The organism is Solidesulfovibrio sp. C21 (genome assembly GCF_047785625.1).
Lineage (GTDB): Bacteria > Desulfobacterota > Desulfovibrionia > Desulfovibrionales > Desulfovibrionaceae > Solidesulfovibrio.
Genome location: NZ_JBLODY010000040.1, coordinates 12,099 through 37,245, shown reverse-complemented (window position 1 = coordinate 37,245; position 25,147 = coordinate 12,099). Strand labels below are relative to the sequence as shown.

Here is a 25,147-nt window from a genome sequence, read left to right as displayed (position 1 = left end):
GGGTCCGGGGGAGGGAACCCTTTTTTTCAAAAAAGGGTTCCCTCCCCCGGCTCCTCTCCCACCGCCTCCCTGCGGGCCTTGCTACCGCGTCACGGCGCAGTCGGGCGCGGCGTCGGCGTCCTCGACCCCGAACCGGCCTTCGAACTCCTTGCCGAACCGGCACAGGGCCTCGAGGATGGGAATGACGTCGCGGCCGGGCTCGGTCAGGCCGTATTCCACGCGTGGCGGCACCTCGGCGTAGACGGTGCGGGTAATGAGCCCGTCGGCCTCGAGTTCGCGCAACTGCTGGGTGAGCATCTTCTGGGTGATGGTCGGCATGGTGCGGCGCAGGGCCGAAAAGCGCAATGTCGCGACATCGCGCAGATGCCACAGGATCAGCGGTTTCCACTTGCCGCCGATGACCGCCAGCGACAGCTCCATGCTGCATGAGTATTCCTTGCCCCGGCAGCGCTTGCGCCCACCCGACGTTCCCTGTCCGGCCATGATGTCCGCTCCTTTGAATAGTATCCAAAAGGATACTACATAACTTTTTTGTGCCTACTTGCATTTTTTGCCATACTGACAGAATCCTCTTCAGGCGTAAAGCGGAAACCACAAAGGAGGTCCCATGGATCTGTTCGAAGCCATCCATACCCGGCGCAGCATCCGCGCCTTCACCGAAGCGCCGGTGTCCGAAGCGGATATGGACGCCATCCTGCGCGCGGCCATGGCCGCGCCAAGCGCCGGTAACGAGCAACCCTGGCATTTCATCGTGCTCGACGACCGTCCCACCATGGACGCCATTGTCACGATCCATGCCCACGCGGCCATGATCCGCCAGGCCCCGGTGGCGGTGGTGGTGGCGGCCGAGCTGGCCCAGGAGAAGTATCCCGGGTTCGGGTACTGGACGCTCGATTGCTCCGCCGCCGTGGAAAACATGCTGCTGGCCGCCCGGGGGCTCGGCATCGGCTCGGTGTGGTGCGGCATCTATCCCCGGACCGAACGCATGGAGGGCCTGACGAAACTGCTTGGCCTGCCGGACGGGGTAAAGGCCCACGCCCTGGTGGTGCTCGGCCATCCGGCCCAGGACTTCAAGCGCGTGGAACGTTTCAAGCCCGAGCGCATTCACAAGAACCGCTGGTAGAAGGCAGCACGCATGCAACGCCATCTCGGTCGCACCTGCCTGCTGTACCCCATGCCCGCCACCATCGTCGGCGCCATGGTGGACGGCAGGCCCAATTTCCTGACCATCGCCCATGTGGGCATCTTGAACAACGCGGCCCCCCAGTACCTGACCGTGAGCCTGAAGAAATTCCGGCACACCAGCCGGGGCATCCACGAATCCGGCGCGTTTTCCATCTGCCTGCCCGGGAAGTCCATGGCCGTGGCCACGGACTATGTGGGCATCGTCTCCGGGGCGAAGGTGGACAAGTCGCGGCTCTTCGATGTCTTTTACGGGGAACTCGGCAATGCGCCCATGATCCGGGAGTGCCCGGTCAATATGGAACTGAAGCTGCACCAGGTGATCGATCTGCCGGCCCACGAGGTGTTCGTGGGCGAACTGGCCGGTTCCTACGCCGAGGAATCCTGTCTGAAAGAGGGCAAGGTGGACATGGAAAAAGCTAGGCCGCTTCTTTTCGACTATTCCAGCGGCTGGTATTTTTCCGTTGGCGAGCCCGTCGCGCCCTGCTGGCGGGCCGGCCGGGATTACCCGGCGCAACAGACCGAACATGAAGGAGCATACTGATGGGAAAGGTCTCTCTTGGCGCGACAACCATGACCCTGCCGACCCCGGCCTGGCTGATCGGCACCTACGACGCGGCCGGCAAGCCCAACCTCATGACCGCGGCCTGGGGCGGGATTTGCTGCTCCAAGCCGGTGTGCATGACCGTCTCGCTGCAAAAGCCCCGGCATTCCTATGCCGCCATCATGGAACGCAAGGCGTTCACGATAAACGTCGCTGCCGAGGCGGATGTGGCCAAGGTGGACTACTGCGGCATCGTCTCCGGCAAAAAAGCCGACAAATTCGCGGTGTGCGGCTACACGGCCGTGAAAAGCGAGCTCGTGGATGCGCCCTATGTCGCCGAGTGCCCGCTTACGGTGGAATGCAAGCTGATCCATGTCCAGGACCTGGGCCAGCACACCATGTTCGTGGGCGAAGTGCTGGACGTGAAAGTGGATGCGGCGGCCATGAAGGACGGCAAGCCGGATGCCGCGGCCATAAAGCCCATCATCTTCGCCCCGGAGGACCGGCATTACTACGGCCTGGGCCGCGATCTTGGCCTGGCTTTTTCCATCGGCAAGGAGCTGAAATAGTATGGAGAAAGTGCGCCTGGACCCGGAGATCCTGCCGCCCATGCCCGTGACCCTGGTCGGGGCCATGGGCGCTGGACGGCCCAATTTCATGGCCGCCGCCTGGGTGACGCGGGTGGGACACAAGCCGCCGCTGATCGGCGTCTCCATCAACCACCGCCAGCTCACCGGCCAGGGCATCCGGGAATCGGGCGCATTTTCCCTGTGCCTGCCCGGGCCGGAGCTTGTGGAAAAAACCGATTACTGCGGGCTCGTGTCCGGGCGCAAAGCGGACAAGGCCGCGCTCTTCGACGTCTTTTTCGGCGAGGTCGCGGCTGCGCCCATGATCCGCCAGTGTCCGCTCTGCCTGGAGATGACCCTTTTCCAGGCTGTGGACCTGCCGCACCACACGTTTTTCATCGGCGAGATCAAGGCCGGCTGGGCGGACGGGGACATCCTCACGGGCGGCAAGCCGGATGTGGCGAAATACAAGCCGCTGCTGCTCACCATGCCCGACAACCGCTACTGGACGCTCGGGGACCATGTCGCCGACGCCTGGAACGCGGGCAAGGCGCTCAAGAAAGGAGAACCGCAATGAAAGTACTGGCAATCAACGGCAGCGCCAGAAAGGATGGCAATACGGCCATCCTGCTGCGCACGGCCCTTGGCGAAATCGAGGCCGCGGGCATCGGGACCGAACTGCTGCAACTCCACGGCAAGAACATCCACGGTTGCATCGCCTGCATGAAGTGCTGGGAGAAAAAAGACGGCCACTGCGTCGTCAAAAACGACATGTTAAACGAGATCATCGACAAGATGGTCGCGGCCGACGGCATGATTCTGGGGTCGCCCACCTACTTCGCCAACGTCTCGAGCAACATCAAGTCCATCATCGACCGGGCCGGCATGGTGGCCCTGGCCAACGATTCCATGCTCGCGCGCAAGGTCGGCGCGGCGGCGGTGGCCGTGCGGCGCGCCGGGGCCATCCACGTCTTCAACTCCATCAACCACTTCTACTTCATCAACCAGATGGTGGTGCCGGGGTCGAGCTACTGGAACATGGGCCGGGGCCTCGAACCCGGGGATGTGGAAACAGACGACGAGGGCATGCTGACCATGAAAAACCTCGGCAGGAACATGGCCTGGGTGCTGCAAAAGCTCCATGGCTAGCCTCGTGACTCCCCACCCTGTTCACCCATACCTCTTCGCAGGAGAAACGCGTCCATGACGAAACAAGAGAACGCGGCCCCGGGACTGGTTGTCCTGTGGGTGACCGCCGACAAGGAAGCGGCCCTCAACATGGCGCTGATGTACGCCAAGAACTCCCGGCTCAAAGGCTGGTGGGACGAGGTGCATCTGGTCGTCTGGGGGCCTTCGGCGAAGCTCCTGGCCACGGACGCCGAGCTCCAGGCCGAAGTGGCCGCCTGCCGCGAGGCCGGGGTGACGCTTCTGGCCTGCCGGGCCTGCGCCGAGCGCTACGGCGTGGCCGATGACCTCAAACGCCTCGGCCTGGACGTGCTCTACATGGGCGAGCCCATGACCGGATACCTGAAAGACGGCTGGAAGACCCTGAGCGTGTGAGGGAGGGGACGGGGAGGAGAAAAGGCGATGCGAGAGGGGAAACCCTTTTGCAAAGGGTTGTCCCCTCTCGCGCTCTCCCCTCCCAAAAACTTTCAATGGTTACGGGCGGGGTAATGACAACACATTGTAACCATTAAAATTCTTTGGAAAGGGGGCCCGGGGGGAGAACCTTTCTGCAAGAAAGGTTTCCCCCCGGCTCCTCTTCCTGAAACGCATTGTTGCCGGTGGCTCCGTCTGCTACGCTGTCGGAAAACCGGAAGGTCCCCGATGGCCAATTATTTCAATGCGTGCCTGTCCCATATCGAGGACGCCCTCGACCATATCGAAGCGCCCGAAGCCGTCCAGGAAATTCTGGCCATCCTGGACGCGCCGCCCATGGAGCTGCAGGCCATCACCCATATCCGGCTCTACGCCGAAACCCTGCCCAAGGCCGAGGAGTACCCGCTGACGCCGGCCCTGCGCCATCTGCATTTTCTCTGGGACACCTTCGACAAGCTGCCGCTGTGCCTGGTGGTGTCGTTTTCCATCCCGTTCCGGCGGCTTTTGGCCAGGCGGCTTTTCGGGGCCTGCGGCGCGGCCTTTACGGCCGAGGAGAATCTGCGCTTCAATTTTCCCCAACTGCTGAGCGTCGGGGACAACGTGTTTTTCAACCGCAACGTCTTTCTGGACACCAAGGGCGGGGTGCGCATCGGCAACGACGTGGCCGTGGCCGAGGACGTGCGCGTTTTCACCCACAGCCACGACGAGGCCTCGCACATCACCAGGAGCTACAAGCCGGTGGTCATCGGCGACTACGCCAAGGTCTATTCCGGGGCGGTGCTGCTGCCCGGCGTGACCGTCGGCCGGCAGGCCATCGTCGCCGCCGGGGCGCTGGTCACCCACGACGTGCCGGACAACATGGTGGCCGCCGGGCGGCCGGCGACCATCCTGCGGGAACGGCGCACCGAAGGCCACGACGGCGCCGGCCTCGACCATATCTGGTTGTTTTAGGAAGAGGGGAAGAAGGTGCGAGAGGGGAAACCCTTTTGCAAAGGGTTTCCCCTCTCGCGCTCTCCCCTTCCTAAACCTCTTAACGGTTACGAATGTGTTTCGTGTAACATCCTGTAACCATTAAAAGTCTTTTGGAAGGGGGTCCGGGGGAAACCTTTTCTTCAGAAAAGGTTTCCCCCGGCTCCTCTCTCCCCACGACTCAGCGTGATTTGGAGCAAAAGCGTTGCCAGCCCATGAGCGCCGCCGCGCCGGACACGGTGGTGCCGTAGAAGATGACTGGCTTGTCGGTGAGGAAATCGCCTATGGTGTCGTTGGCCAGCGTTGAGCCCGTGGACACGATCAGGTCGGCCCAGTCCAGGATCGAGGCCTGATCCTCGGGGCCGTGGACGGGTGCGCCGTGCTTGACCGCGCCGATGTTCTCCGGGTCGCGGTCCAGGACCTTGAGCGTGAAGCGGCTGCTCAGGATTTCGATCATCTTGGGTTGGAAGCCGACCTGGGCGATGCGCGGATTGCCGTAGGTGTCGGCGATGTGGTCGCGAAAGGCGGTGGCGCAGTCGTTGGGTTCCTTGTCGCGGCAGTGGACGGTGCCGGTGCAGAGCCCCAGGCTGCGGCAGGTGGCGTTGAGGGCGGAGACGAACACGGCCCGGCGGAAGTTGCCGGTGAGCTCCATGGCGGCCACGTCGGCCAGGGAGCCGGAGAAATCGCCGAAGCGGTCCGTGAAGGCCTGCCCTTTTTCGCCGCGAAAGACGGCCTCCATGAGCTGTTCCTTGCCTTTTTGCAGCGGGAAATCGTCGCCGTCGGGGTCGCCGATGGCCTCGTGCACCGTCAGCGTGCGGGCCGTGACCGTGATGGGCTCACCCAGCAGCTCGTGCTCCTTCCACAGGGCGAGCGCCCGCTCGCGCACGGTTTCAAGCATATTTGCCGCCATGTCCTGCCTCCTTGTCGGTGAGTGGTTTTTTCCCGGCAACGCGTCTTGCGTTTCCCGCCTTCCGGGGAGGCGGAAACCGTTTTGTGCGGGAGTCTGTGAAATGTGAAAATGGGGTATGTTGGACGAATGACAAGAGAAGTCAGGGCTGCGCAAACGGGGTGCGTGCGATGAATTTTCTGCGTGGAGCTGTTGTATTCATGTTGGGGTCTCGCTCAGGGACCGGCCATATTCCATAATGTAATCCGAGTAGCTCAACGAAAAAAGGTGCTTTGCGCTGTCTATTGCTTTCGTGACACGTGGATCGTTATCAGCGTTGCCGGATAATTGTTTGTCGATGGCGTCTATGATGGCAGGCTGCTGTATCATCAATGCGGAATTGATGAGTTCCAGCAGGGTTTCGGCGCCGGTGTCGCAGGTGATGGCCTCGGGACGCTCGTTGGCGTTGGCGTCCGTGCTGTAGGCAAGCAGTCTGGCCAGGATAGGCTGGTTTTGTTTGGGGAACGAGGCGCAGAGCTCGAGGAGCCTTTGGATATAGACCTTGTTTTGCGGCAAGGTGAAAAAGAGCCCGGCGAGATGGGCGTTCGGGGAGGCGTCGGCCGCGATTTGGTTCATGAAGTAGATAGTCGACTGCTCAAGCGCTTTTTGGGCGATCTCGTTGCCCTTTTCCCAGCAGGGGACGGCATGGCGCTTGATGTGCTCGAGAAACGCCTCGCCTTGCGATGCGAAGACGGCGCCTTTGATTGCTTGCAGAATGAAGAAATCCCCGGCTTTCCAGAAGGCGTTGCATTTATTGTAAAGCGCCCTGAAGGATGCCTCTTGATCCGTGTTGAGATAGTACGGGAAAATATAACCGAGTGAATAATAATATATCTGGTAGCTACAGTACGCACTGATTGCGGGAAGTTGTTTGTAAAACAAGTCACAGCACGTGTCGAAAAGGTCCTTGGTCGTATCTTCCTTGAATTCGTACGGGATGATGCCCGGTTTTCGTGTTTTTTCCTCGCTGGGCGTGATTTCCTTTTCGATGAGCGTCCCTCTGTAACACGTCAGTTTCGAGTTCATGGACTGCAAGGCGGGGAAATCGATTTTCTGCATGACGTCAATCGTTTCATTGACCTCGGTCCTGGTGGTCCATTGGTCGAAGAAGATGAAGCCGGGATTGGTGGTGATGCCAAGGGCGTTCAGGGTCTCGATGGCCCGCAGGTGTTCCTCGACGGTTTCCCGCTTTTTGTAGCGATCGAGCACCGGCTGGGAAAAGGATTCTATACCCAGGAACACGCCGGCCAGTCCGGCCTTCTTGAGCAGGTGAAACAGTTGCTTTTCGATGGCGGCCGAGCGGCACATGAAGCCAAAGCGGATGGGGGGCACTTTTTGGAGAAGCAGCTCCGCGAACCGGGCGGCCCTGTTGTAGGAGGCCCTGGACGTTATGACGAAATTATCGTCCACGAAATAGAAGTGGTAGACGCCGTAGCGCTTGTTGAGGAAGAGCATCTCGTCGACCACGTCCTCTATGTCCCGCGGTCGCCATTTGTTGACGTTCCCTGCCCGGGGGATGCTGCAAAAGCTGCAATGAAACGGGCAGCCCCGGGAGCTCGATATGCTGGCCTGGGGGTGCTTTTGCAACTGCCAGGGAAGCATCTCCCGCGACGGCCAGCCGAGCGTGTCCACATCGAGGGCGGTTTTCTGGGCGACCTCGAGCAGCGGCATGTCGCCTGCGGCGTCGAACTCCCGCAGGACGTCCACAATGAGGGCCTCGCCTTCGCCACGGACAATGGCGTCGGGATGATACTCCGCCAATTCCCCGGCGGTCAGCGAGGTGGCCAGAATGCCGCCGAGGATGATCTTGCTTTCGGGCCGGTGCCTTTTGATGGCGTCCGCCAGGGCCATGCCGGGGAGGGCATTCATCGAGGTCAGCGAGAGGCCGACATAGGCCGGCCGGATGGTGTCGAGGAGGGCTTTGATGTGCTCCATCCCTGGGTCCACGATGGAGCAGTCCCAGAGATGGACGTCATGCGTATCGGCCAGGTTTCTTTTGATGGAGGTGGCGACATAGCCCAGGCCGAGGTTCTCCAGGTTCAGATGGGCGCCGACATCGGCATTGGGCGGCGGGTTGAGGAGGAGCAGGCGTTTTTTGGACGTGTTGTCGGATGCCATGTCGTGATTTCCCGAACCGCGATTGCAGTGTCCGTGCCGGAGCCCGGCCGTTTTTCGAAAATGATCCAGGCCGCTTCGGGCAAAGGATACACGCGGGGCCCCGTCCCGGCAATGCAGGGAAGAGGTGAAGGCACCGGGGGGAAACCTTTCTTGCAGAAAGGTTCTCCCCCCGGACCCCCTTTCCAAAGATTTTTAACGATGACCGGGTGTTGCCGCTCTCATGTTGTTTCCGCTGAAAAGTTTGGGAAAAGGAGAGCGCGAGAGGGGACAACCCTTTTCAAAGGGTTTCCCCTCTCGCACCCTCTTCCTTCTTCCTGTTTCCTACTCTCAGTCAGTCGTCTTTTCCAACCGGGTCAGCCGGGCGTTCAGGGCGTCGAGGTTGGCCTGCATGGCCTGGGCCTGCTGGAGAAGCGCCTGGCGCTCGGCGTCCGTGTCGCTTCCGGCGACGCTGCCCGGCGCGAAGCCGGCCCCGCGTCCCATGCCGCGACACCATACGCCGCCGCGACCGCCCATGCGACCCCGGCCCATGCCCCTGTCCATCTGCCGTCCGCCCCGGCCCGGCGCGCTGGCAAACCCCGGCGCTTCCGTGCCGCTGCAAAACCCGGCTCCCCGGCCCGTGCCGGAACCCTGCCCCATAGGACCGCTGCGATCACCTCGTGGCATAACGTCATCCTCCTTTTAAGGAGCGTCTTTGTTGGCCGCGTCCCCGTCGGCGTCGGCGTCTTTGGCCAGGGCGTAGTCCCCGCCCTCGATGCGAAGCGCCGATCCGGTGGTCAGCGCCCGGGCCACATTGCCCCGGGCCTCGGCCAACACCCGGCCGAACGTGTGGCGGGACACGCCCATATGGGCCGCCGCCACCTCGGCGGTCAGCCCTTCCACATCGGCCAGGCGCAAGGCCTCGAGCCCTTCCACGGACAGGCGGATTTCCGGCAAGTCCCGCAGGGGCGCGCCTTGCGGCTTGAAATACGTGGCCTTGGGGATGCCGGAGACGCACCGGCGCAGACGGGGACGCGGCATGATCGCTCCTTTGTTTTGCTCAAAAGAGCATAAGGCCTGCCTGGGCGACGTCAAGGGGAAGGGGGAATGTTTTTGCTCTTTTGAGCAAAAAAAGACAGATGTGGGCTGCCGGGCGCTTTCCGCCGGCTCTTGTTCCCCGGGGCCACGGCGTGTAGGCTAAGGCCCCAGGCCGGCAGGCCAATCCGTCCAGCCGAGGGACCCCCATGACCAGCCTCCTTCGCGCCCGCCTCAGTCTTCGGCAAAAAATCGTTGCCATTCTGGCTCTTTACGTGCTCGGCATCGGCGCCATGGGCATCATTTCCTACGAGGATCTGCGCACCATGGAGGACAAGCTCGAGTTTATGCGCCTGGGGCACGTCATTGCCAATACCATCCTCGAAGTGCGGCGCTACGAGAAGAACTATCTGCTCTACGGCCTGCCCGAGGACCTGGCCGAGGACCGGCGCTACCTGGGCGAGTCCTTCAAAACCCTGGACGCGCTCACGGCCGAGGCCCGCGATCTGAAGGTCTCCTCCCAGCTCGGCGCCTTGCGGAACCTGCTGCGCGACTACCGCCAGGCGCTTGCCGCCCTGGCCGCCTCCGGAGGCGGCCAGGGCGGCGAGGCGGCGCGCAAGCTGCGCGAGATCGGCAAGGAACTCACCGAGGCCGCCGACGCGGTGGTGGAATTCGAGCTCAGCCGCATCCATGCCCTGATACGCCTGCTCGGGGCCCAGCTTCTCCTGGCCGTGTCCGTGTCTGTGGCCTTGGGCGTGGCCTTGCCGCTGCTCATGTTCCGCAAGATCTTCCAGCCGCTCGGCATCATCCGCGCCGCCACCCAGGACATCGCGGCCGGGCGTTTCAAGGAAATCCAGGTGGTCAACACCAACGACGAGATCGAGCAGGTCATGGAGGCCATAAACCGCATGGTGGCCGAGATCGAGCGCCGCCAGGACCAGCTCGTGCAGACCAAAAAGCTCTCGTCCATCGGCACCCTGACCGCCGGCGTGGCCCACCAGCTCAACAATCCGCTCAACAACATCTCGACGTCCAGCCAGATTGCCCTGGACGAACTGGAAACCGCCGATCCCGCTTTTTTGCGCAAGCTGCTCGGCAACATCCTCCAGGAGACCCTGCGGGCGCGGGACATCGTGCAGGGGCTGCTCGAATTTTCCCGGGCCCGGGAATTCTCCCTGCGCCCGGTGGTCCTGTCCGAGCTTGCCGGCCGGACCCTGCGGCTGGTGTCCAGCCAGGGCGGCTCGGGCGTGCGGCTGACAAGCGACGTGCCGGACGACCTCGTCATCCCGGCCGACGCCTCGCGTCTTCAGGAGGCGCTTTTAAACCTGCTCATAAACGGCATCCAGGCCGTGGACGGCAGCGGCGAGGTGCGCCTGGCCGCCCGGTGCGACGCGGCTGCCGGCCAGGCCGTCATCACCGTTTCCGACACCGGCCCCGGCATCCCGAAGGAAATCAAAAGCCGCGTCTTCGATCCTTTTTACACCACCAAGGAGGAAGGCAAGGGCACGGGGCTCGGGTTGTCCATCGTCTACGGCATCGTGGAAAAGCACGCCGGCACGATCACCGTGGACAGCGACCCGGGCCAGGGCGCGGTGTTCACCATCCGCCTGCCCCTGTCCGAGGGCGCTTCCGGCAAGACGGACGGCCCGGCATGAAGCGCGCCCGCGTGCTGGTGGTGGACGACGAGCCCATCGCCCGGGAAAACCTCGTCCACATTCTGACCAAGGCCGGGCACCGGGCCAGCGCCGCCGAGGATGGCCGCGAGGCCCTGGCCCTTCTGGCCGGGGAGCCTTTCGACCTGGTGCTGACCGACCTGCGCATGCCGGGCATGGACGGCATGGAGCTTTTGACCGCCATCAAACGCCGCGCCCCCGAGACAGAGGTCATCGTGGTCACGGGCCACGCCGCCGTGGAGACGGCGGTTGCCGCCATGCGCCTGGGGGCCTTTACCTACGTTTCCAAGCCCATCCACGTGGAGGAGGTGCTGGCCCAGATCGCCAAGGCCCTGGAAAAAACCGCCATGCGCCGGGAGTTGACGCGGCTTCGCCAAAACGCCGATCCGGCCTCGGGGCTTTCGCGGCTCATCGGCGGCAGCGATTCCATGGAGGCCCTGCGCCAGTCCATCATCCAGGTGGCGCGGCTGGAATGCAACGTGCTCATCACCGGCGAGACCGGCACCGGCAAGGAGCTGGTCGCCCGCACCATCCACGACCTGAGCCCCCGGTCCAAGGGACGGTTCATGGCCGTCAACTGCGGCGCGTTTTCCGAGGAACTCATCAGCAACGAACTGTTCGGCCACGAGCGCGAGGCCTTTACCGGGGCCGGGGCGCGGCGCAAGGGGCTCATCGAGGCCGCGGCCGGGGGAACGCTCTTTCTCGACGAGATCGGCGAGCTGCCGCTTTCCATGCAGGTCAAGCTGTTGCGCGTGCTCCAGGAGCGCACGTTCCTGCGCGTGGGCGGCACCGAGGAAGCGCCCATGGACGCCCGGGTGCTCTCGGCCACCAACAAGGACCTCAAGAAGGAATCGGACACCGGGGCCTTTCGCCAGGACCTTTTTTACCGCCTCGACGTCATTACCGTGCACGTGCCGCCCCTGTCCGAACGCCGCGAGGACATCCCGGAGCTGGCCCGGCATTTCCTGGCCAAGCACGCCGCCGCTTCCGGGCGCAACGTCCAGCTTTCGCCCGAGGTCCTCGACAAGCTCCTGCTCTATGAATACCCGGGCAACGTGCGCGAACTGGAAAACATCGTGCAAAAGGCCCTGGCCGTGAGCGAGGGCGACGTCATCGAGCCCGCCCACCTGCTGGCCGATCTGCGCGACGAGCGCATCCGCCCCACGCGCGGGGCGCGCCGCGACTGGCCGAGCCTGGAGGAACACGAGAAAAGCTACATCCGCGACGTGCTCGAGGAGGTGGAGGGCAACAAGTCCAAGGCCGCCCGCATTCTCGGCATCGACCGGGTGTCGCTGTGGCGCAAGGTCAAGCGCTACGGGCTGGAGTAGGGGGCGGAGCCAGGAGCGTGAGGGGAAAAGCTGGCCGAACACCTTGATGTCCGCGCCCAGCATCCCGACGATGCGTTCGTCGGAAAAGATGGGCGCGGAGCTGGTCAGGCAGTACTCGCCCGAGGCCTCCCCTGCAGGTTTTCCGCTCTTTTCCGCCGGAGTGGGGAGCGCGTTACGAAACGCGGTCGCCCGGGGCGACCGGGGCCGATGGCGTCAACAGGGCCATGCCGTCCGCATGTTTGACGGCCAGGATCATGCCGTGGGAGACGGTTCCCCGCAGCTTTCGCGGCTTGAGGTTGGCCACCAGCACGACCTGACGGCCGACGAGGTCCTCGGCCGGAAAGTATTCGGCCAGCCCGGCCACGACGGGCCGGGGCTCGGCCTCGCCCACATCCACGGTCACGGCATAGAGCCGGTCGGCCCCGGGCACCGGGGCGGCGGTCAGCACCGTGGCCACGCGCAGATCGAGCTTGGCGAAGTCCTCGAACGCCACTTCCGCCTCGGGTTCGGGCTTGGCGGCCGGGGCCTTGGCCGCTTTGGCCGCCTTGGCCTTGTCTTTTGCGGCCTTGGGCCTGGGCGCGGTTTCGTCCCTGGCCGGGGCCTCCATGCGGGGGAAGAGGTTGGAGGTGGCGGCAACGGCCGTGCCGGCGGGCAGCGGCGCGAAGGTTTCGGCCTCTTTGGCGAGGTTGATGCCGGAGGTCTCCTGGCCGAGCTGGGTCAGGAGCTTCTCGGCCGCTTCGGGCATGACCGGCAGCAGGCACACGGCCACCTGGCGCAGGCCGCCGAGGACCATGGCCATGACCGTGCCCAGGCGTTTGGTGTCGCCTTCCTTGAAAAGCGTCCACGGGGCCATGGCGTCGATGTATTTGTTGAGTCCCCGCACCAGTTCCCACAGCGCTTCGAGGGCCCGGGAGAACTGGGCCGCGCCGAAAAGCTGCACGAAATTGGCCATGGCCTCGCGCCCCAGGCGGGCAAGCTCCGTATCCGCGGCCTGCGGCGCGTCGGCTTCGGGCACCGTGCCGCCGAAGTACTTGTGCGTCATGGCCAGGGAGCGGTTGGCCAGGTTGCCGAGGTCGTTGGCCAGATCGGCGTTGAACCGGCCGATGAGCGCCTCGTCGGAAAAGCTCGCGTCCGAGCCGAAGACCATCTCGCGCAAAAGAAAATAGCGCATGCCGGAAAGGCCGGCGTGCTCGGCCATGGCCAGCGGCTCGACCACGTTGCCGAGCGACTTGGACATCTTGGTGTCGCGCACCAGCCAGTAGCCGTGGACGTTTAAGCGCTTGTAGAGCGGCAGGCCCATGGCCAAGAGCATGGTCGGCCAGAACACGGCGTGGGGCTTCAGGATATCCTTGGCCACCACGTGTTCGGCCACGTCCCACCATTTGGAGAAATCCGGGTCGTCGGGCCAGCCGATGGCCGTCAGGTAGTTCATGAGCGCGTCGAACCAGACGTAGGTGACGAAGTTGTCGTCGAAGGGCAGTTCGATGCCCCAGGTCAGGCGCGATTTGGGCCGGGAGATGCACAGGTCCTCCAGGGCCCCGGACTCGAGCAGGCTCACCACCTCGTTTCTGTACTGACGGGGGCGGATGAAGTCCGGATTGGCCTTGATGTGCTCAAGAAGCGCGCCCTGGTATTTGGACATGCGGAAGAAGTAGTTTTTTTCCGCTATGTATTCGGGCTTGACCTTGTGGTCCGGGCACAGGCCGTCCACCAGCTCCTTTTCGGTCAGGAAGCGCTCGCAACCCTTGCAGTAATGGCCGCCGTACTCGCCGAAATAGATGTCGCCCTTGTCGTAGACGAGCTGCAGGGCCCTTTTCACCGCTTCCTTGTGGTCGGGGTCGGTGGTGCGGATGAAACGCTTGGGGGTGATGCCGAGCTTCGGCCAAAGCGAGCTGAAAAGGCCGCTTATGGCGTCGGCGTATTCCTTGGGCGTCTGGCCGGCCTTCTTGGCCGCTTCGGCGATCTTGTCGCCGTGCTCGTCGCTGCCGGTGAGGAAAAAGACCTCCTCGCCCAGAAGGGCGTGGAAGCGGGCCAGGGCATCAACCACGATGGTGGTGTAGGCGTGGCCGAGGTGCGGCTTGGCGTTGACGTAATATATGGGGGTGGTGATGAAAAAGCGGTTCACGATCCGGACTCCGGGGCACGGGAAGAAGTTTTGCCGCCCTGGCGCGCGTCGGGGCGCGGGGCATGCTTGGGGGGGCTGGGACGCTGGGCCTGGGACGGCTGTTCCTGGGACGACTGGCCGGCGGGCCTGGGATTTTTCCGGGACGGGCGGCGTCCCCGGCGGGAGCGGCTTTGTCCCTCGCGGGATTCCCGGGGCGTTTCGCCGGGGCCCTGGGAGGCGGCGCGGGGGCGGTCGCGGCGATCCCCGCGCGAGGATTGGGCTTGCTGCCCTTCCGGGGCCTTGCGCGGGGCGTTGCGGCCGGGTTCGGGCGGGGCGGCGGCGTCCGGCCTGTCCGGGGAACGGGGTTCGCTTGGGGCCGGAGCGGCGAGCGCCGTGTTCCATTCCTCCACGGACAGCTCGTGTTCCTCGCCGACTTCGTCGAGGACGCTTATGGTCTCGCGGAAGAGGTTGGTGCGCAGCACCTTGACCAGCCCCAGGGCAGTGGAAAATTTCTTGCCCACCCGGGGGCATTTTTTCTGGAACTGTTCGTAGTTTTCCTGCTCGAAGGACAGGCAGCACAAGAGCCGGCCGCAGATGCCGGAAATCTTGGTGGGATTTAAGAACAGGTTTTGTTCCTTGGCCATCTTGATGGTGACCGGGGCGAACTTGCGCATGAAGCGGCGGCAGCAGCACATCTGGCCGCAATTGCCGATGGCCCCGAGCATCTGCGTCTCGTGGCGCACGCCGATCTGGCGCAGTTCGATGCGGGTGTGGTAGGCCTTGACCAGGTCCTTGACCAACTCGCGGAAATCGATGCGGCCCGGGGCGGTGAAATAGAAGACGATCTTGCCCCGGTCGTGGAGCACCTCCACGTCGACGAGCTTCATTTCCAGCTTGCGGGCCTCAATGCATTTGCGGCAGTAGGTGTGGGCCTCGTGGCCCAGTGCGTCGTTTTCGCGCTTGATGTCCACGTCTTCGGTGGTGGGCAGGCGGAAGATGGGTTTGATTTCGGGTTGTTCCTCGTCTTCGGGCGGGGTGTCGCGCACAAGAGCGACCTTGCCCATGCCGAGTCCCTGTTCGGTCTGGACGAGGACACTGTCGCCGACGGCGACGACGAAGGGGCCGGAGTCGAAATAATACAACTGTCCGTGGTCACGGAACTTGATGCCGAGGATATGGCTCATGAACGCCCTATGGGGAACGCCGCGCCGTGGCGGCGGTAATCACGTTTAGGAGTGTTCTTTTACGCGATAAACCGTGCGACGGCAAATGCCGCGAGGGGAAAGACGAATTTTTTTTACGCGATCGTGTTGACAAGCATGGGGGTCCCGCGTAAACGACTTTTCCGCCGCGCATGAACGGCGCACGGGCCATTAGCTCAATTGGTAGAGCAGCGGACTCTTAATCCGTTGGTTCAAAGTTCGAGTCTTTGATGGCCCACCAGCAATCCCAAGGGGTTACGGTTAACAACCGTGACCCCTTTTTCTTTGATCGTCCGGTTTGTCCCCCACCTGTCCCCCACTTTCTGATTATATGGCGTGAATCCCCGTGAAGGTTGCCGAGTGTGAGCGCACAACCAAAATGAGAAATCGTTTCAGGCAAAGTGAGAAGGCTTAACCTGCCCCGTTTTCTCATTTTGGTTGATATTTCCCGCCGACTTTACGCGGCCTTTTGGGCCACTGTCATGACCCGTTCGAGGACCCACTGAAGGACAGGAGGCGTGATGCCGTTTCCAAGACATTTAAGTCTGTCCATCCAGCCGGCACCCCCATCATCCACTCGACAAACGAAGGGGCCGCGATAAGCCGATATGGCGGCCTGGGATCGCGGTCCCTCAAGCCGTAGACCATTCCAATCAACCGGGCTGTCAGGTTGCCCGTGGATTGCCAAGTCTCTTCCCGACGCAAGTATTGACGCACTGGCTGGCCCTCTATCGCCGTCGGGGTAGGCAACAAGGATAACCCTTTCACGCAGGTGAGGGGCGCCAAAGGCTGCCGCCGGAAACACGTCCCACTCCGCATCATACCCGATCTCGGCCAAGTCCCCAAGAACGCGGTCGAGGCCCCGGCCAAGGAGTGCCTTGACGTTCTCCACGATCGCGTACCGTGGTCGTAACTCGCGAATAATCCTGGCGTATTCGAACCAGAGGCCGGATCGTTTTCCGGCCAATCCCGCACCGCGTCCGGCACAGCTGATGTCCTGACACGGGAAGCCGCCAATGACGATATCGACTTGTTGGGCACTTTTGGCATGAACGTCCCTCACATCATGGAAGATAGGGACACCAGGCCAGCGCCGCGCCAGGATCGCACTAGCGAATGGATCGCACTCGCAAAACCAAGAATGAGAAAGACCGATCGCTTCAGCGGCGATGTCGCCCAACCCAGCCCCGCTAAACAGACTCCCGACATACAACTTTATCTCCTGCTGGGGCCTCTTGGGGCTCTTGTCCGGGGCTCATGGCCCTCAGGAGATTCAGACATGGCGTCCTTGCGCATGGCGCTTTGGGACCGGGATATCTGCGGTCGGGTCGGACGCCGGAAATGGTAGGTGGCCGAGCGTTCCTTGTCCTCGAAGTCCGTAAAGCTGTGCGACAGCTCCAAGGCCTTGCCGTAGGTCGGCTCTATGGGGCGCTCGTCTTTGTAGGAAATCTCCTGCACATCCACGAAAACGCCCTGCGGCCCTTGGATGGTCACGCTTTCCCAGTCATAGGTGTTGCCGTTGATGGCCATGCTTCCTCCTCGCTACGCCGTTGCCGTGTCGGACAGGCGCGGATCGAAATCCGAACCGGCATAGACGTAGCTGGCGTACAGCTTAATTTTGCGGATGATCGGGATGCCGATGAGCGTGATCTCGCAGGCCACACCATTGTTCACGATGTCCTGGCCCGACGGGATGTTGACCACGTGGCCGGCCAGTTCCTGGGGGATGGCCTTGACCATGGTGTTGAGCGCGTTTTCGAGATTGGCCTGGAGATAGGCGAGACCGGCGGCGCCTCCCTCGGCCAGGGGGTCCCCCACCTCGTCGTACATGGACTTGAGGGCCTGGATGCGCAGGAGGCGCAGGGCCTTGAACACCACCCGCAGCACCTCGATCCACTGATAATCCGACGTGTCGTCGGCCATGGTCAGCGCCTCGCCCCAGTAGGTGCCCTCAAGGCTGGCGTAGCGCTTGGCCGGGATGTAGCCGTTGGCCTCCAGGAGGGCCACATGGGCCTCGGTATAAGTCGAGGCCAGACTGAGCTGGGACACGGCGCCGTCGCGCACCCGGCCGATGGCCCGCATGACGGGGATGGACAGCACGCGCCCGACCACCAGGCCGGCGGCGTTGCGCTGCTTGGTATAGCCCAGGGAATCGGATATCTCGCCCCAGGCCGCCACCACGCACACGAACCGATGGCTGTACCCGTCGCGCTCCTGGATCAGCGCCGTGACCCAGTCGTCGATGTCCTCATCGGATTGGGGCTGACGCGCCTCGCAGATCACGAACTTGGGCCGGTGCTTGGAAAACTCCGTGTCCATGAGCGCGCCCAAGGAAGCCCAGTCCGTGGAGTCCGAGGGGCCGACCACGTAGATGAACTCGGGGTCCACCGTTTCCAGCGGCAACGTGATAGCATCGATGACGTTGACCACCGTGGGCACCGGGGCCAGGATCTCGAAGGTGTAGGTGTCGCCGACGACATACGTGCCCACCGGCATGGCGATGGTGACGCCGGTGGAGCCCACGGCAATCTGGCCGTCCACGGGGATGGTCCTAGTGTTGCCGTAGTTGTCGCCGCCGTCCACCGACAGCTGGTACTGGCCCTCGTTGCGGGCGCCGCCGGTGGTGATGACCAGCGACACCTGGGCGGCGGCCAGCGGCGTGCCCGAGGCCGTGATCTCCGGACCGGTGCCCACCAGGGTGATGGGGCCGATGGGCGTGCGCACGTCCACCTTGTAGGTGTCGCCGGCGACTTGGTCGCCTTCCTCCAGGACCAGGGTGGCCCCGGTGGCGCCGCAGGGGATTTGCCCGCTGACCGGCACGGTGTCCGTCTCGCCGTAGGTCACGCCGTTGTCCGGGGAAAGCTTGTAGGTGGCCGTGCCGAGCGCGCCGCCGGCCACAATCTGACAGATCACGTCGGCATTGAGCGCCGGGTAGCCCGAGACCGTGGCGTCCGGCCCTTCGCCGGTGTGGATCACGTCGGTGATGTAGCCGCCGTCCTGGCCGGTAACGGGACAGGCCAACACCACGGCGTCCTGGCCGGCCGTGGCGAAGATGTCGCGCAAGGCGTCCACGAGCGGACCGACGCCGAGCAGGTCCTCGAGGTCGGAGGACTTGCCCAGGTAATAGAGTTTGCCGACGGTGCCGGCCGAGCACACGCCGGCGATGACGGCCTGCCCCGAGACGTCGCCCGGAGTGAGGCCGCTGGTCCCGTCGACGATATACTCGAAAACGTCGTGGAGCTGGCCCATGTGTTACCTCCCGCCGCCCAGCGGCCGGCCCTCGAAGGTGGCCACGGCGGCCTCAAACGCGGTCTTGGTGAGTGCCTTACCGCTGGCCCAACGGTTGTGGCGCATGACGCCGGCCAGCTTCCAGGCCGGCAGGTCCTTGCCCAAGGTCTCGACGTCGACCAGTTCGTCCGCTTTGGCCGTGGCCGTGGCGGCGGTCTGGCCGGTCGCGCTGCTCGCGGTGGTCTCGGTCAGCCGGCGTCCATAAGTGCTTGCAACACCCGGCGGTTGTTTCGCTTGCCGTAGATGGTGTCGGACACCAGCGAGTGCGAAAGATGAATTTCACGCGCGATATCAACCACTTTGAGGTTGTTTTCGGACATCCAGTATTTGATCTTGTTGCCAGCGCGTTTCATAGTTCCGCCTCGATTTTCCGCTTGTGTTCACGGAGCGCCTTGATCTTCCGTTCCGTGCGCGCCCACTCCAGAAGTTTCGCGTCGTCCCCGTCGATGACCCGCCACCCCAGACCATGCGAACGGGCCAGGATGTCGAGCGGCTCAACAACGCCGAAGACATGGCAGAAGAGGTTGAGCGCTCGTACGCTCGGCGCATAGTCGGCCGCTTGTGGATTGAGCCATTTCTCGAAGGTGGCTAGGCCAAGCTCCTTGGCGCTGCCGGACGCAAGCCGCACACCGAAGCGCCTTGCTGCCTTGTTAAGCCGGTCCACGGCCTCGGCCCGCGACACTCCCGCCGCCTGGACGATCCGATCCATGGACAGTGCTATGTCCGCGTCCGGATTGAGCTCGACCAGTTCGAGCAGGCTGAGGCGTTGGGCATGGGCTGCCAATTCCGATCGCTCCAATCCAAATTTTCCGGGCCGCTGGACATTGAGGATTATTGCTGGCCCTGGTAGCTACGTTCGTAACGGTGACGTTCGTCACCCTGTGAACAGATTGTTAAGCTAAAATTTGATAGCTATCAAGCTTGAATTTGATTTCCGAGCAAATTTTAGCTTTGACTCGGCGTGTTTTCGATTAACATGGTGTTATAAATGGATAATTCACGAAAAAAAGACGACGTGTCAATTTCCGAGCAAATTTCCGAGCATGGCCGAGATGCTCGGAAATTTGAAGAACGTCTCAAGCGAATATTCGTAGCATGCGGGGTAGAGAAAGATTCCGAGCTAGCCAGGATTCTTGACATCAAGCCTCAATCAATAACCGCCGCAAGAAAAAGACAGCAGATACCATCAGGCTGGATTGAAAACATTGCGGAGAATAATCATATTTTAGCTGATTGGCTTTTTTTCGGCACCGGCCCCATGCGCCGAGGGGAGGCCGCAAAAGAGGCTCCAGCACCACAGGCCTCCGATGCCTTCCTGACAGCCCCGCAGGAAGAGTTTCGGATGTCGGACATGCTAACCAAGACGGCCGAGGTCTTGGAGTCCGACACCATCTATCGCACAGCTTTAGCAAGTAATATCAACGCGTTTCACCAAGCGGTACGGAGTGAGCGAACGCTGGCGCGCCTCGAAGAGCGCATGGCGGAATGGGAGGCCAAGGCGGACGAAATGATGAAGCGCATGGAAGAATTAGAGAGAGAAAACAGAGAGTTAAAGCGGCGTCTGGAGCCGCCGAGGCAGAACCAAGCGGTGGGTGAGGCGGGGTAAACTGGTTGTCGTATTAACCTGGTTGTCCGATTCCTATCTCATTTTGCCCGATATTTTCGCCCTCCTTGCGGCCCAATTTCTCATCTTGGCCTTCGGGCGTTCCTCGCGCCTGGCCGACGCCTGAGAGCCCACGTCCGGCCTACGTTTAGCCCACGTTGAGCCTACCCGATCTAGCCCCCACGCCATTTCTCACTTTGCCTGACTCCCCACACCGAGGTCCGGGGGCATCCCCGGCAAGGGGAAAGCTCTCTTCATCCTGCCGTGCTCATCTACCGGCCACTCGGCGTAAAAGTTCGCTCAGTGCCCGGCAAAAGGATGTCGCCACTACTGACACCCTGCCCACCACAGGGAAGAATCCTTCACTCTTGGCCTGCCGGGGTATTCCCCAAGATCGGGGGAAACCTCCCCGGACCCACCGACTCCAGCCCCGCCCATGGCTTTGTCCATGCCGACCACCTGACCGCAGTGTGCGAGCGCTACGGGCCTCGGCAGCACGGCAGGATGACAAGCCCCGCCCTCCCTGCTACCTGTCTACCATGGAATGGATCATAGCGATTGCCCTTGCCGTGGGTGCCTTCGTCCTGGTGGCGGTCTTCGTCTTGAGGACCAAACGCCACGACGGCGGGACGGTTCGCGACCGTTTCGACTTCGACAACAAAGGGGGCGAACTGACCCGGCGCGGCGTCTTCAACAGGACAAAATGGCATTGACCGGACGGGCAGGAGTGCAGCCACTTACCACCCTGCCGGGGGACACATGGGGGACAGGCCCGGCAAAAGAAAGCGGCCCACCTCCGAAGAAGCAGGCCGCCCATTGTTCAGAATCCTGAACATTCAGCCGGCGCTACAGGAGAACCTGATAGAGGCGCTTGGAGCAAAGGCCGAAGATATGCGCCAGGGCGTAGCCGTCTTCGTCCGTCACCTGGACTGTTCCGTCGCCTACCGTGTTGAAATACTCCTCGAAGAAACGGAGCACGTTGGCCGCTGACGAAACTTCCACGGAGTAATCAAGCTCATCCTCGGGTTCGGTGGAATTGGACTTCTGGCCATCCTTCGTGATGCGGTGCAGCGTGGGTCTATCCATGGGGGGTATGATCCGCATGATTCCACCCCCTCCGTTTGGGTTTGTAGCCCGACCGCTTGGCGTCTCTCGCCCGCTGCATGTTCTCAAGTTCGCGGATGGCCTCGCGCTCCAATTCCTCTTCCGTCATCGGCCGCATGCGGACAGGACGGGCCTGTTGTGTCGGCATCGTATTCATTGAGCCACCTCACAGGTCGTCGCGACCAAGATCGCTTTGGGATTACCGGGCGCATCCTCGGGGCCATCGTCTTCCACGCCGCAGTCGCAGGACAGGTATTGCCGCCCACACCGGGGGCACTCCTCGATGTCGCAGCCCGGGTGATGGAGCCCACCATGGGAAACGCCGCAGTCGGGGCAGAAGTCGAACTCCTCCCAGCGGTTCCCCTGTTCCTGGCCGAACCGCACACGCTCGTAGACCCGCCCGGCAACCTGGATCATCGGACCGCCGCAGGACTCAGCATCGCGCATATCCTGTCCGCAGGCGGGGCAAATGCGTTGGCCCGGTTCACCGGGGGCCATGTCGATGGGCGCGGCGACCGGGGGCGGCATTATCCCGTCCGTGGGCTGGGCTTCATAGATAGCCTGGAGGTTGCGATAAACGATGTCGTACGCTTCACTGGTCCGAAGGCGCGGGTCTGAATGCTTGGACAGAACGCCGACCATAGGTAGGAAGGCCGGCTTCACGATCTTGTACCAAGGCTGATAAGTCGCACTTCCGGCATGTTCTCGGGCCAGAGCCTCGGCTTCAAAGACGCGAGGTTCCAGGATAACAATGTCGTTATAGGTCAAAGTCTGCATAATATTTTCCTTCAGGGGGCAATGCCCTAATTCTTGGCGTCGTGGGTTTCTTTGGTTTTCTTGGTTTTGCCAAGCCCATTGTAGTATTTTCGCAGACACCTTTTTACTGCGAAATTTCCCGCGTTAGATAGACCAAACCCATGAAACCTATAAAACCCACTACTCGGCACTGGGCAGCATCTTCCACTGAGCAACACCAGACACCGAACCATATTGAGTCAGCTTCAATCCGTTCACGATACGGCCAGCCTGCCGGCGCAGCCACCACCCCAGGCGGCGGGTATTGATGGCCCGGCCCTCCCCGGCGATGTCGTGCAGGACTTCGGCCAGGGGGCTTTCCTCTTCCTCGCCGGCCCGGACGATCTCTTTCACTGTGCGCGGGGTTCGGCCGAACCGCTCCCACCACGCAGCCAGCAGGGTCCGCAGCATGGCCGCCTCGGGGTCGTCTTCCATGACGGCAGCGCGGCTTTCGCATGGATCGGCAGCCCCAGCCCAAACCATGGCGGCACGAACCATGGCCGACCACCGCTCGAAGCTCCCAAATGGCGCGAGGTCGAGGCCCGGTCGGCCAGCGGCGACATAGGCGCGAACGACGGTCAGGGCGGCGGCAACATAATCGGGTCGGCGCTTTATGGCCCTGGCCACAGGATCGAAGGCAAACGTCCGTTCCTCGGGTCGCTCCATGCCCGGATCGAGGCGGCACAGGACCGCCCGGCGCGAGAGGTCGCCAGCCAAGGAAAGGTTGTTGCCGTTTGCGCTCCAAAGGGCCGTATTGGGTATTTCCACCTGAGAGGATGCCCCCAGGGGGCGAACCTTCACGGCTTCAGAGGTCGTAGCCTGACAAAGGAGGTCAGAGCGAAGATTGCCATTGATATTGTCCAGGTTCACGATTGCGTCCCCGGACAGAAGACAGCCCACAAGGCGCTTGTCCAGTTCGGCATGGTCGGCCGTGGCCGAAAGAACGGCAGACCGGCGGCCTGTGGCGATGATTGCCGCAATGTCCATAAGCGTGGACTTGCCCGATCCCCGCACCGGGGCCGTTATGGCGAAGATGGGAACGGCAGCCAGGGCAGGACGGGTAACGGCGGTCAGGATCAGGGCCAGGGCAACCGCGCAGTCTACCGGCTCGACGAAGGCGAACCCGGACAGGAGGTCCGCCAGGGTGTCGAGGGCCGCTTGGGCCTCATCCAGCCCGGGGGCGTCCTGGACCTCGACGGTCAACCCATGGGCCATGAAGTAACCGCTGGCGGCGTCATAGCCAGGAGTCAGCAGCAACGAACCATCGCCCCGCACGGTAGGACAGGCCACCACGCCCCGCAGCGGCGGCACGGGCCACAGGCCGGCACGGGCTTGGATGGTTTCGGCCAATTCCTTGGGCGGGTTCGCAGGCTTCCAGGCCTCGGACCTAGCGTTGAATTTCTCGAAACTGGCAAAGCGGCCGAGAACGTCCATAAGGAACGCCCTTTGCGCTTCCATGATGACCACGGCCCCGGCCGGACGCGAAACGCCGTCAGCCATGGCAGATGCCGGCAGGGTCGCCACGCGCACAAGCTGGCCGCCGCGCTGGAAGCTCCGGTATTCGGTGGGCAGGTCTGGCCGGGCAAGCACCGCTTCGCAGGCGTCTACGGCTTCGCTCATGGCCCCGTTGATGAGGCGAATGGGCTTTCCCTTGTCCTGAGTGCCCCCGGGCGTGTCCTGGCCGTTTGGGGCCTCGGCGGACGGTTCCCAAGCTGGCGCGGCCTTGACCAGTTCCAGCAGGCTTTCCCGCGTCCCCCCGGCGGCCAGCCAATCGGACACGTCGCCCTTGGGCGGCAGGCCGGGCAATTCGAGGACCTTGACCACCTCGGCCAGTCCATGGAGTTGTCGGGCCACGTCGTAGGCGTGCTTGCGGCCCGGGACGTCGTTGTCTGGCAGGATGCAGACACGCTTGCCGGCAAGGTGGCGATTGTACTCGGGACGCCATTTCCCAGCGCCTTGGGCATTACAGGTCGCAGCTAGGCCAAGAGCGACCAGGGCTTCGGCGTCTTTTTCACCTTCGACGATGAAGACGGCCTTCGCCTGAATAACGCTCGGCAGAAGGTACGGCACTAGCTCAATACCTTTAACGGAGTTGATCCAGCCGCCGTTCCCGTCCGGGCGGCGCTGCGTGAAGGTCTTCGGCTCCCAGCGCGTGACCTGGAAGATCAGCTTACCGTCCGGGCCGAGGTAATCATAACTGGCGACGATGCGGCGACGGTTGTTCCTGGGAGGCTTATCCGCCTCAAGGCCGAGGTCCCGGGCAAGTTCCCGGGCAGCCTCACCTTGTTTGATGCCCCGGATAGCGGCCCACAGGGAAATAGGGTCGCCCCCTTTGATATCGGTCGCAAAGTCGCCCCAGGCTCCCGTTTCCAGGTTCACGGAGCAAGACCGGCCCTGGCCACCTTCGAGAGCGGCGCAGACGTATTCCCCGGCTTCGGCCCGCCCACCGGGTAACCAGCGGGGCAGAAGGTCCCCCAGGCGCGGGAGTGTAGCGGCGTTGATGGATTTGAAGTCGATCACAGGCGCGCCCCCTGCCGCTCTCGCAGTTCCTCAGCCCGGTAGTCGAGCCAGTCCACCCAGAGCGAAAGCTGGTGCGACCACGGCCAGCCCAAGCAGGCCAGCCCGGCCAAGATGAGATCGCGGCCGAAAAGAAGACCGGCGATGTGGAAACGGTTGACGGAGCGGCGCAGGGATGACAGAAGAAAACCACCACAGTTTTTCTTGTCTTCCCCGCAAAGCCCGGCCCGCCACAGGTCGGGTTTTGTGTTTTTACGCATTGTCACGCCCTCCGATCCGCTTCTTGGACAAGCGCGCGACAGGCAAGGCGTTCAGGAACTCCACCAGGGATTCGCGGCGATAAGCGACCTTGCCGGCTACCACGACAGCATCAGGGCCTCGGCCCTCGCTATCGAGGTTTTGAAGAGTCCCACGCGAGAAGGGCAGGCCGTACCGAGTGGCATACTCGGGCCAACGGTGACGAAAATAAAGACGAGTTTCCTGGGGGAGAATTTCTTCCCAGTTGATAGAAAGGGCTGCGTTTTCCATGGGCATCAAACTCCTTCAAAAAGGTTGATGCCCTAGGAATAGACGCGGGGAGAAAATTTATTGAGAGACG

Annotated in this window: 29 protein-coding genes and 1 tRNA gene; 13 read left to right on the top strand and 17 right to left on the bottom strand. The window is 62.8% G+C overall.

The genetic code is table 11. From position 1 onward, the window contains the following. Positions 1-81: 81 nt before the first annotated feature. Complete coding sequence (locus ACMZ6R_RS12885; RefSeq protein ID WP_416112051.1) at positions 82-483, bottom strand: winged helix-turn-helix transcriptional regulator; 402 nt, start codon at positions 481-483, stop codon at positions 82-84. A gap of 124 nt (positions 484-607) precedes the next feature. Here ACMZ6R_RS12885 and ACMZ6R_RS12880 point away from each other — a divergent pair, with 124 nt between their 5' ends. The 7 genes from ACMZ6R_RS12880 to ACMZ6R_RS12850 all read left to right on the top strand — a co-directional run bounded on the left by ACMZ6R_RS12880 (position 608) and on the right by ACMZ6R_RS12850 (position 4,842). Next, positions 608-1,123 carry a nitroreductase family protein gene (locus ACMZ6R_RS12880; protein WP_416112049.1) on the top strand — a complete coding sequence of 172 codons (516 nt, stop codon included), beginning with the start codon at positions 608-610 and terminating at the stop codon, positions 1,121-1,123. A gap of 12 nt (positions 1,124-1,135) precedes the next feature. Beyond that, on the top strand, positions 1,136-1,726 hold the full coding sequence (locus ACMZ6R_RS12875) for a flavin reductase family protein (RefSeq protein ID WP_416112047.1): 591 nt from the start codon (positions 1,136-1,138) through the stop codon (positions 1,724-1,726). Beyond that, on the top strand, positions 1,726-2,295 hold the full coding sequence (locus ACMZ6R_RS12870; RefSeq protein ID WP_416112045.1) for a flavin reductase family protein: 570 nt from the start codon (positions 1,726-1,728) through the stop codon (positions 2,293-2,295). The genes ACMZ6R_RS12875 and ACMZ6R_RS12870 overlap by 1 nt, the downstream gene beginning before the upstream one ends. 1 nt (position 2,296) lies before the next feature. Further along, positions 2,297-2,869, top strand: coding sequence for a flavin reductase family protein (locus tag ACMZ6R_RS12865; RefSeq protein WP_416112043.1), 573 nt, complete (start codon positions 2,297-2,299; stop codon positions 2,867-2,869). Then, positions 2,866-3,441 (top strand): flavodoxin family protein, encoded by a 576-nt coding sequence (locus ACMZ6R_RS12860; RefSeq protein WP_416112041.1) that lies wholly within the window; start codon positions 2,866-2,868, stop codon positions 3,439-3,441. The genes ACMZ6R_RS12865 and ACMZ6R_RS12860 overlap by 4 nt, the downstream gene beginning before the upstream one ends. 54 nt (positions 3,442-3,495) lie before the next feature. Then, positions 3,496-3,852, top strand: a complete 357-nt coding sequence (locus tag ACMZ6R_RS12855) for a DsrE family protein (RefSeq protein WP_416112039.1) — start codon at positions 3,496-3,498, stop codon at positions 3,850-3,852. 267 nt (positions 3,853-4,119) lie between these two features. Continuing rightward, entirely contained in the window at positions 4,120-4,842 is a 723-nt protein-coding gene (locus ACMZ6R_RS12850) for an acyltransferase (RefSeq protein WP_416112037.1), read from the top strand. Positions 4,843-5,041: 199 nt separating this feature from the next. Here ACMZ6R_RS12850 and ACMZ6R_RS12845 read toward each other — a convergent pair whose 3' ends face one another. From ACMZ6R_RS12845 to ACMZ6R_RS12830, 4 genes are all read right to left on the bottom strand, one after another. Further along, positions 5,042-5,770 (bottom strand): Rossmann-like domain-containing protein, encoded by a 729-nt coding sequence (locus ACMZ6R_RS12845; protein ID WP_416112035.1) that lies wholly within the window; start codon positions 5,768-5,770, stop codon positions 5,042-5,044. A 195-nt stretch (positions 5,771-5,965) separates the two neighbouring features. Beyond that, positions 5,966-7,924, bottom strand: coding sequence for a B12-binding domain-containing radical SAM protein (locus tag ACMZ6R_RS12840; protein WP_416112033.1), 1,959 nt, complete (start codon positions 7,922-7,924; stop codon positions 5,966-5,968). Positions 7,925-8,251: 327 nt separating this feature from the next. After that, entirely contained in the window at positions 8,252-8,587 is a 336-nt protein-coding gene (locus tag ACMZ6R_RS12835) for a DUF5320 domain-containing protein (protein WP_416112031.1), read from the bottom strand. Positions 8,588-8,602: 15 nt separating this feature from the next. Then, on the bottom strand, positions 8,603-8,941 hold the full coding sequence (locus ACMZ6R_RS12830; protein ID WP_416112029.1) for a DUF134 domain-containing protein: 339 nt from the start codon (positions 8,939-8,941) through the stop codon (positions 8,603-8,605). 203 nt (positions 8,942-9,144) lie between these two features. Here ACMZ6R_RS12830 and ACMZ6R_RS12825 point away from each other — a divergent pair, with 203 nt between their 5' ends. Together ACMZ6R_RS12825 and ACMZ6R_RS12820 are read left to right on the top strand one after the other, a co-directional pair. Next, a complete protein-coding gene (locus ACMZ6R_RS12825; protein WP_416112027.1) occupies positions 9,145-10,590 on the top strand; it encodes a sensor histidine kinase in 1,446 nt (481 codons plus the stop codon). Then, positions 10,587-11,936, top strand: a complete 1,350-nt coding sequence (locus tag ACMZ6R_RS12820) for a sigma-54-dependent transcriptional regulator (RefSeq protein ID WP_416112025.1) — start codon at positions 10,587-10,589, stop codon at positions 11,934-11,936. The genes ACMZ6R_RS12825 and ACMZ6R_RS12820 overlap by 4 nt, the downstream gene beginning before the upstream one ends. Positions 11,937-12,108: 172 nt before the next feature. On the opposite strand, the gene metG is transcribed toward ACMZ6R_RS12820, so the two are convergent. Then, positions 12,109-14,061, bottom strand: a complete 1,953-nt coding sequence (metG, locus tag ACMZ6R_RS12815) for a methionine--tRNA ligase (RefSeq protein WP_416112023.1) — start codon at positions 14,059-14,061, stop codon at positions 12,109-12,111. Then, a complete protein-coding gene (ricT, locus tag ACMZ6R_RS12810; RefSeq protein WP_416112021.1) occupies positions 14,058-15,224 on the bottom strand; it encodes a regulatory iron-sulfur-containing complex subunit RicT in 1,167 nt (388 codons plus the stop codon). The genes metG and ricT overlap by 4 nt, the downstream gene beginning before the upstream one ends. Before the next feature lie 183 nt (positions 15,225-15,407). Between ricT and ACMZ6R_RS12805 the strand changes: the two genes are divergently transcribed. Beyond that, positions 15,408-15,483 (top strand) — tRNA-Lys (locus ACMZ6R_RS12805). 216 nt (positions 15,484-15,699) lie between these two features. Here the strand turns inward: ACMZ6R_RS12805 and ACMZ6R_RS12800 are convergent. The 3 genes from ACMZ6R_RS12800 to ACMZ6R_RS12790 are packed head-to-tail and all read right to left on the bottom strand — an operon-like array spanning position 15,700 to position 18,491. Then, the gene (locus ACMZ6R_RS12800; protein WP_416112019.1) at positions 15,700-16,455 is read right to left on the bottom strand and encodes a DNA cytosine methyltransferase; all 756 of its coding nucleotides are present in this window, start codon (positions 16,453-16,455) and stop codon (positions 15,700-15,702) included. Positions 16,456-16,457: 2 nt separating this feature from the next. Then, a complete protein-coding gene (locus tag ACMZ6R_RS12795; protein ID WP_416112017.1) occupies positions 16,458-16,772 on the bottom strand; it encodes a hypothetical protein in 315 nt (104 codons plus the stop codon). Between the two features lie 12 nt (positions 16,773-16,784). Beyond that, complete coding sequence (locus ACMZ6R_RS12790; protein ID WP_416112015.1) at positions 16,785-18,491, bottom strand: DUF2586 domain-containing protein; 1,707 nt, start codon at positions 18,489-18,491, stop codon at positions 16,785-16,787. 67 nt (positions 18,492-18,558) lie between these two features. Here ACMZ6R_RS12790 and ACMZ6R_RS12785 point away from each other — a divergent pair, with 67 nt between their 5' ends. Further along, on the top strand, positions 18,559-18,735 hold the full coding sequence (locus ACMZ6R_RS12785; RefSeq protein ID WP_416112013.1) for a hypothetical protein: 177 nt from the start codon (positions 18,559-18,561) through the stop codon (positions 18,733-18,735). On the opposite strand, the gene ACMZ6R_RS12780 is transcribed toward ACMZ6R_RS12785, so the two are convergent. After that, complete coding sequence (locus tag ACMZ6R_RS12780) at positions 18,719-18,883, bottom strand: XRE family transcriptional regulator (protein ID WP_416112011.1); 165 nt, start codon at positions 18,881-18,883, stop codon at positions 18,719-18,721. The two genes, ACMZ6R_RS12785 and ACMZ6R_RS12780, sit on opposite strands and share 17 nt — an antisense overlap. After that, positions 18,880-19,329, bottom strand: coding sequence for a hypothetical protein (locus ACMZ6R_RS12775; protein ID WP_416112009.1), 450 nt, complete (start codon positions 19,327-19,329; stop codon positions 18,880-18,882). The genes ACMZ6R_RS12780 and ACMZ6R_RS12775 overlap by 4 nt, the downstream gene beginning before the upstream one ends. Positions 19,330-19,518: 189 nt before the next feature. Here ACMZ6R_RS12775 and ACMZ6R_RS12770 point away from each other — a divergent pair, with 189 nt between their 5' ends. Beyond that, positions 19,519-20,136, top strand: a complete 618-nt coding sequence (locus ACMZ6R_RS12770; protein WP_416112007.1) for a helix-turn-helix domain-containing protein — start codon at positions 19,519-19,521, stop codon at positions 20,134-20,136. Between the two features lie 536 nt (positions 20,137-20,672). Beyond that, complete coding sequence (locus tag ACMZ6R_RS12765) at positions 20,673-20,846, top strand: hypothetical protein (RefSeq protein WP_416112005.1); 174 nt, start codon at positions 20,673-20,675, stop codon at positions 20,844-20,846. 133 nt (positions 20,847-20,979) lie between these two features. Here ACMZ6R_RS12765 and ACMZ6R_RS12760 read toward each other — a convergent pair whose 3' ends face one another. The 5 genes from ACMZ6R_RS12760 to ACMZ6R_RS12740 form a co-directional block, all read right to left on the bottom strand. Further along, positions 20,980-21,237, bottom strand: coding sequence for a hypothetical protein (locus ACMZ6R_RS12760; RefSeq protein ID WP_416112003.1), 258 nt, complete (start codon positions 21,235-21,237; stop codon positions 20,980-20,982). Between the two features lie 153 nt (positions 21,238-21,390). Next, positions 21,391-22,014: a hypothetical protein gene (locus ACMZ6R_RS12755; RefSeq protein WP_416112001.1), complete on the bottom strand. Its 624-nt coding sequence runs from the start codon at positions 22,012-22,014 to the stop codon at positions 21,391-21,393. 159 nt (positions 22,015-22,173) lie between these two features. After that, positions 22,174-24,552, bottom strand: coding sequence for a hypothetical protein (locus ACMZ6R_RS12750; RefSeq protein WP_416111999.1), 2,379 nt, complete (start codon positions 24,550-24,552; stop codon positions 22,174-22,176). Continuing rightward, positions 24,549-24,809 carry a hypothetical protein gene (locus tag ACMZ6R_RS12745; protein WP_416111997.1) on the bottom strand — a complete coding sequence of 87 codons (261 nt, stop codon included), beginning with the start codon at positions 24,807-24,809 and terminating at the stop codon, positions 24,549-24,551. The genes ACMZ6R_RS12750 and ACMZ6R_RS12745 overlap by 4 nt, the downstream gene beginning before the upstream one ends. Further along, positions 24,802-25,077, bottom strand: coding sequence for a hypothetical protein (locus ACMZ6R_RS12740; RefSeq protein ID WP_416111995.1), 276 nt, complete (start codon positions 25,075-25,077; stop codon positions 24,802-24,804). The genes ACMZ6R_RS12745 and ACMZ6R_RS12740 overlap by 8 nt, the downstream gene beginning before the upstream one ends. Positions 25,078-25,147: the final 70 nt, after the last annotated feature.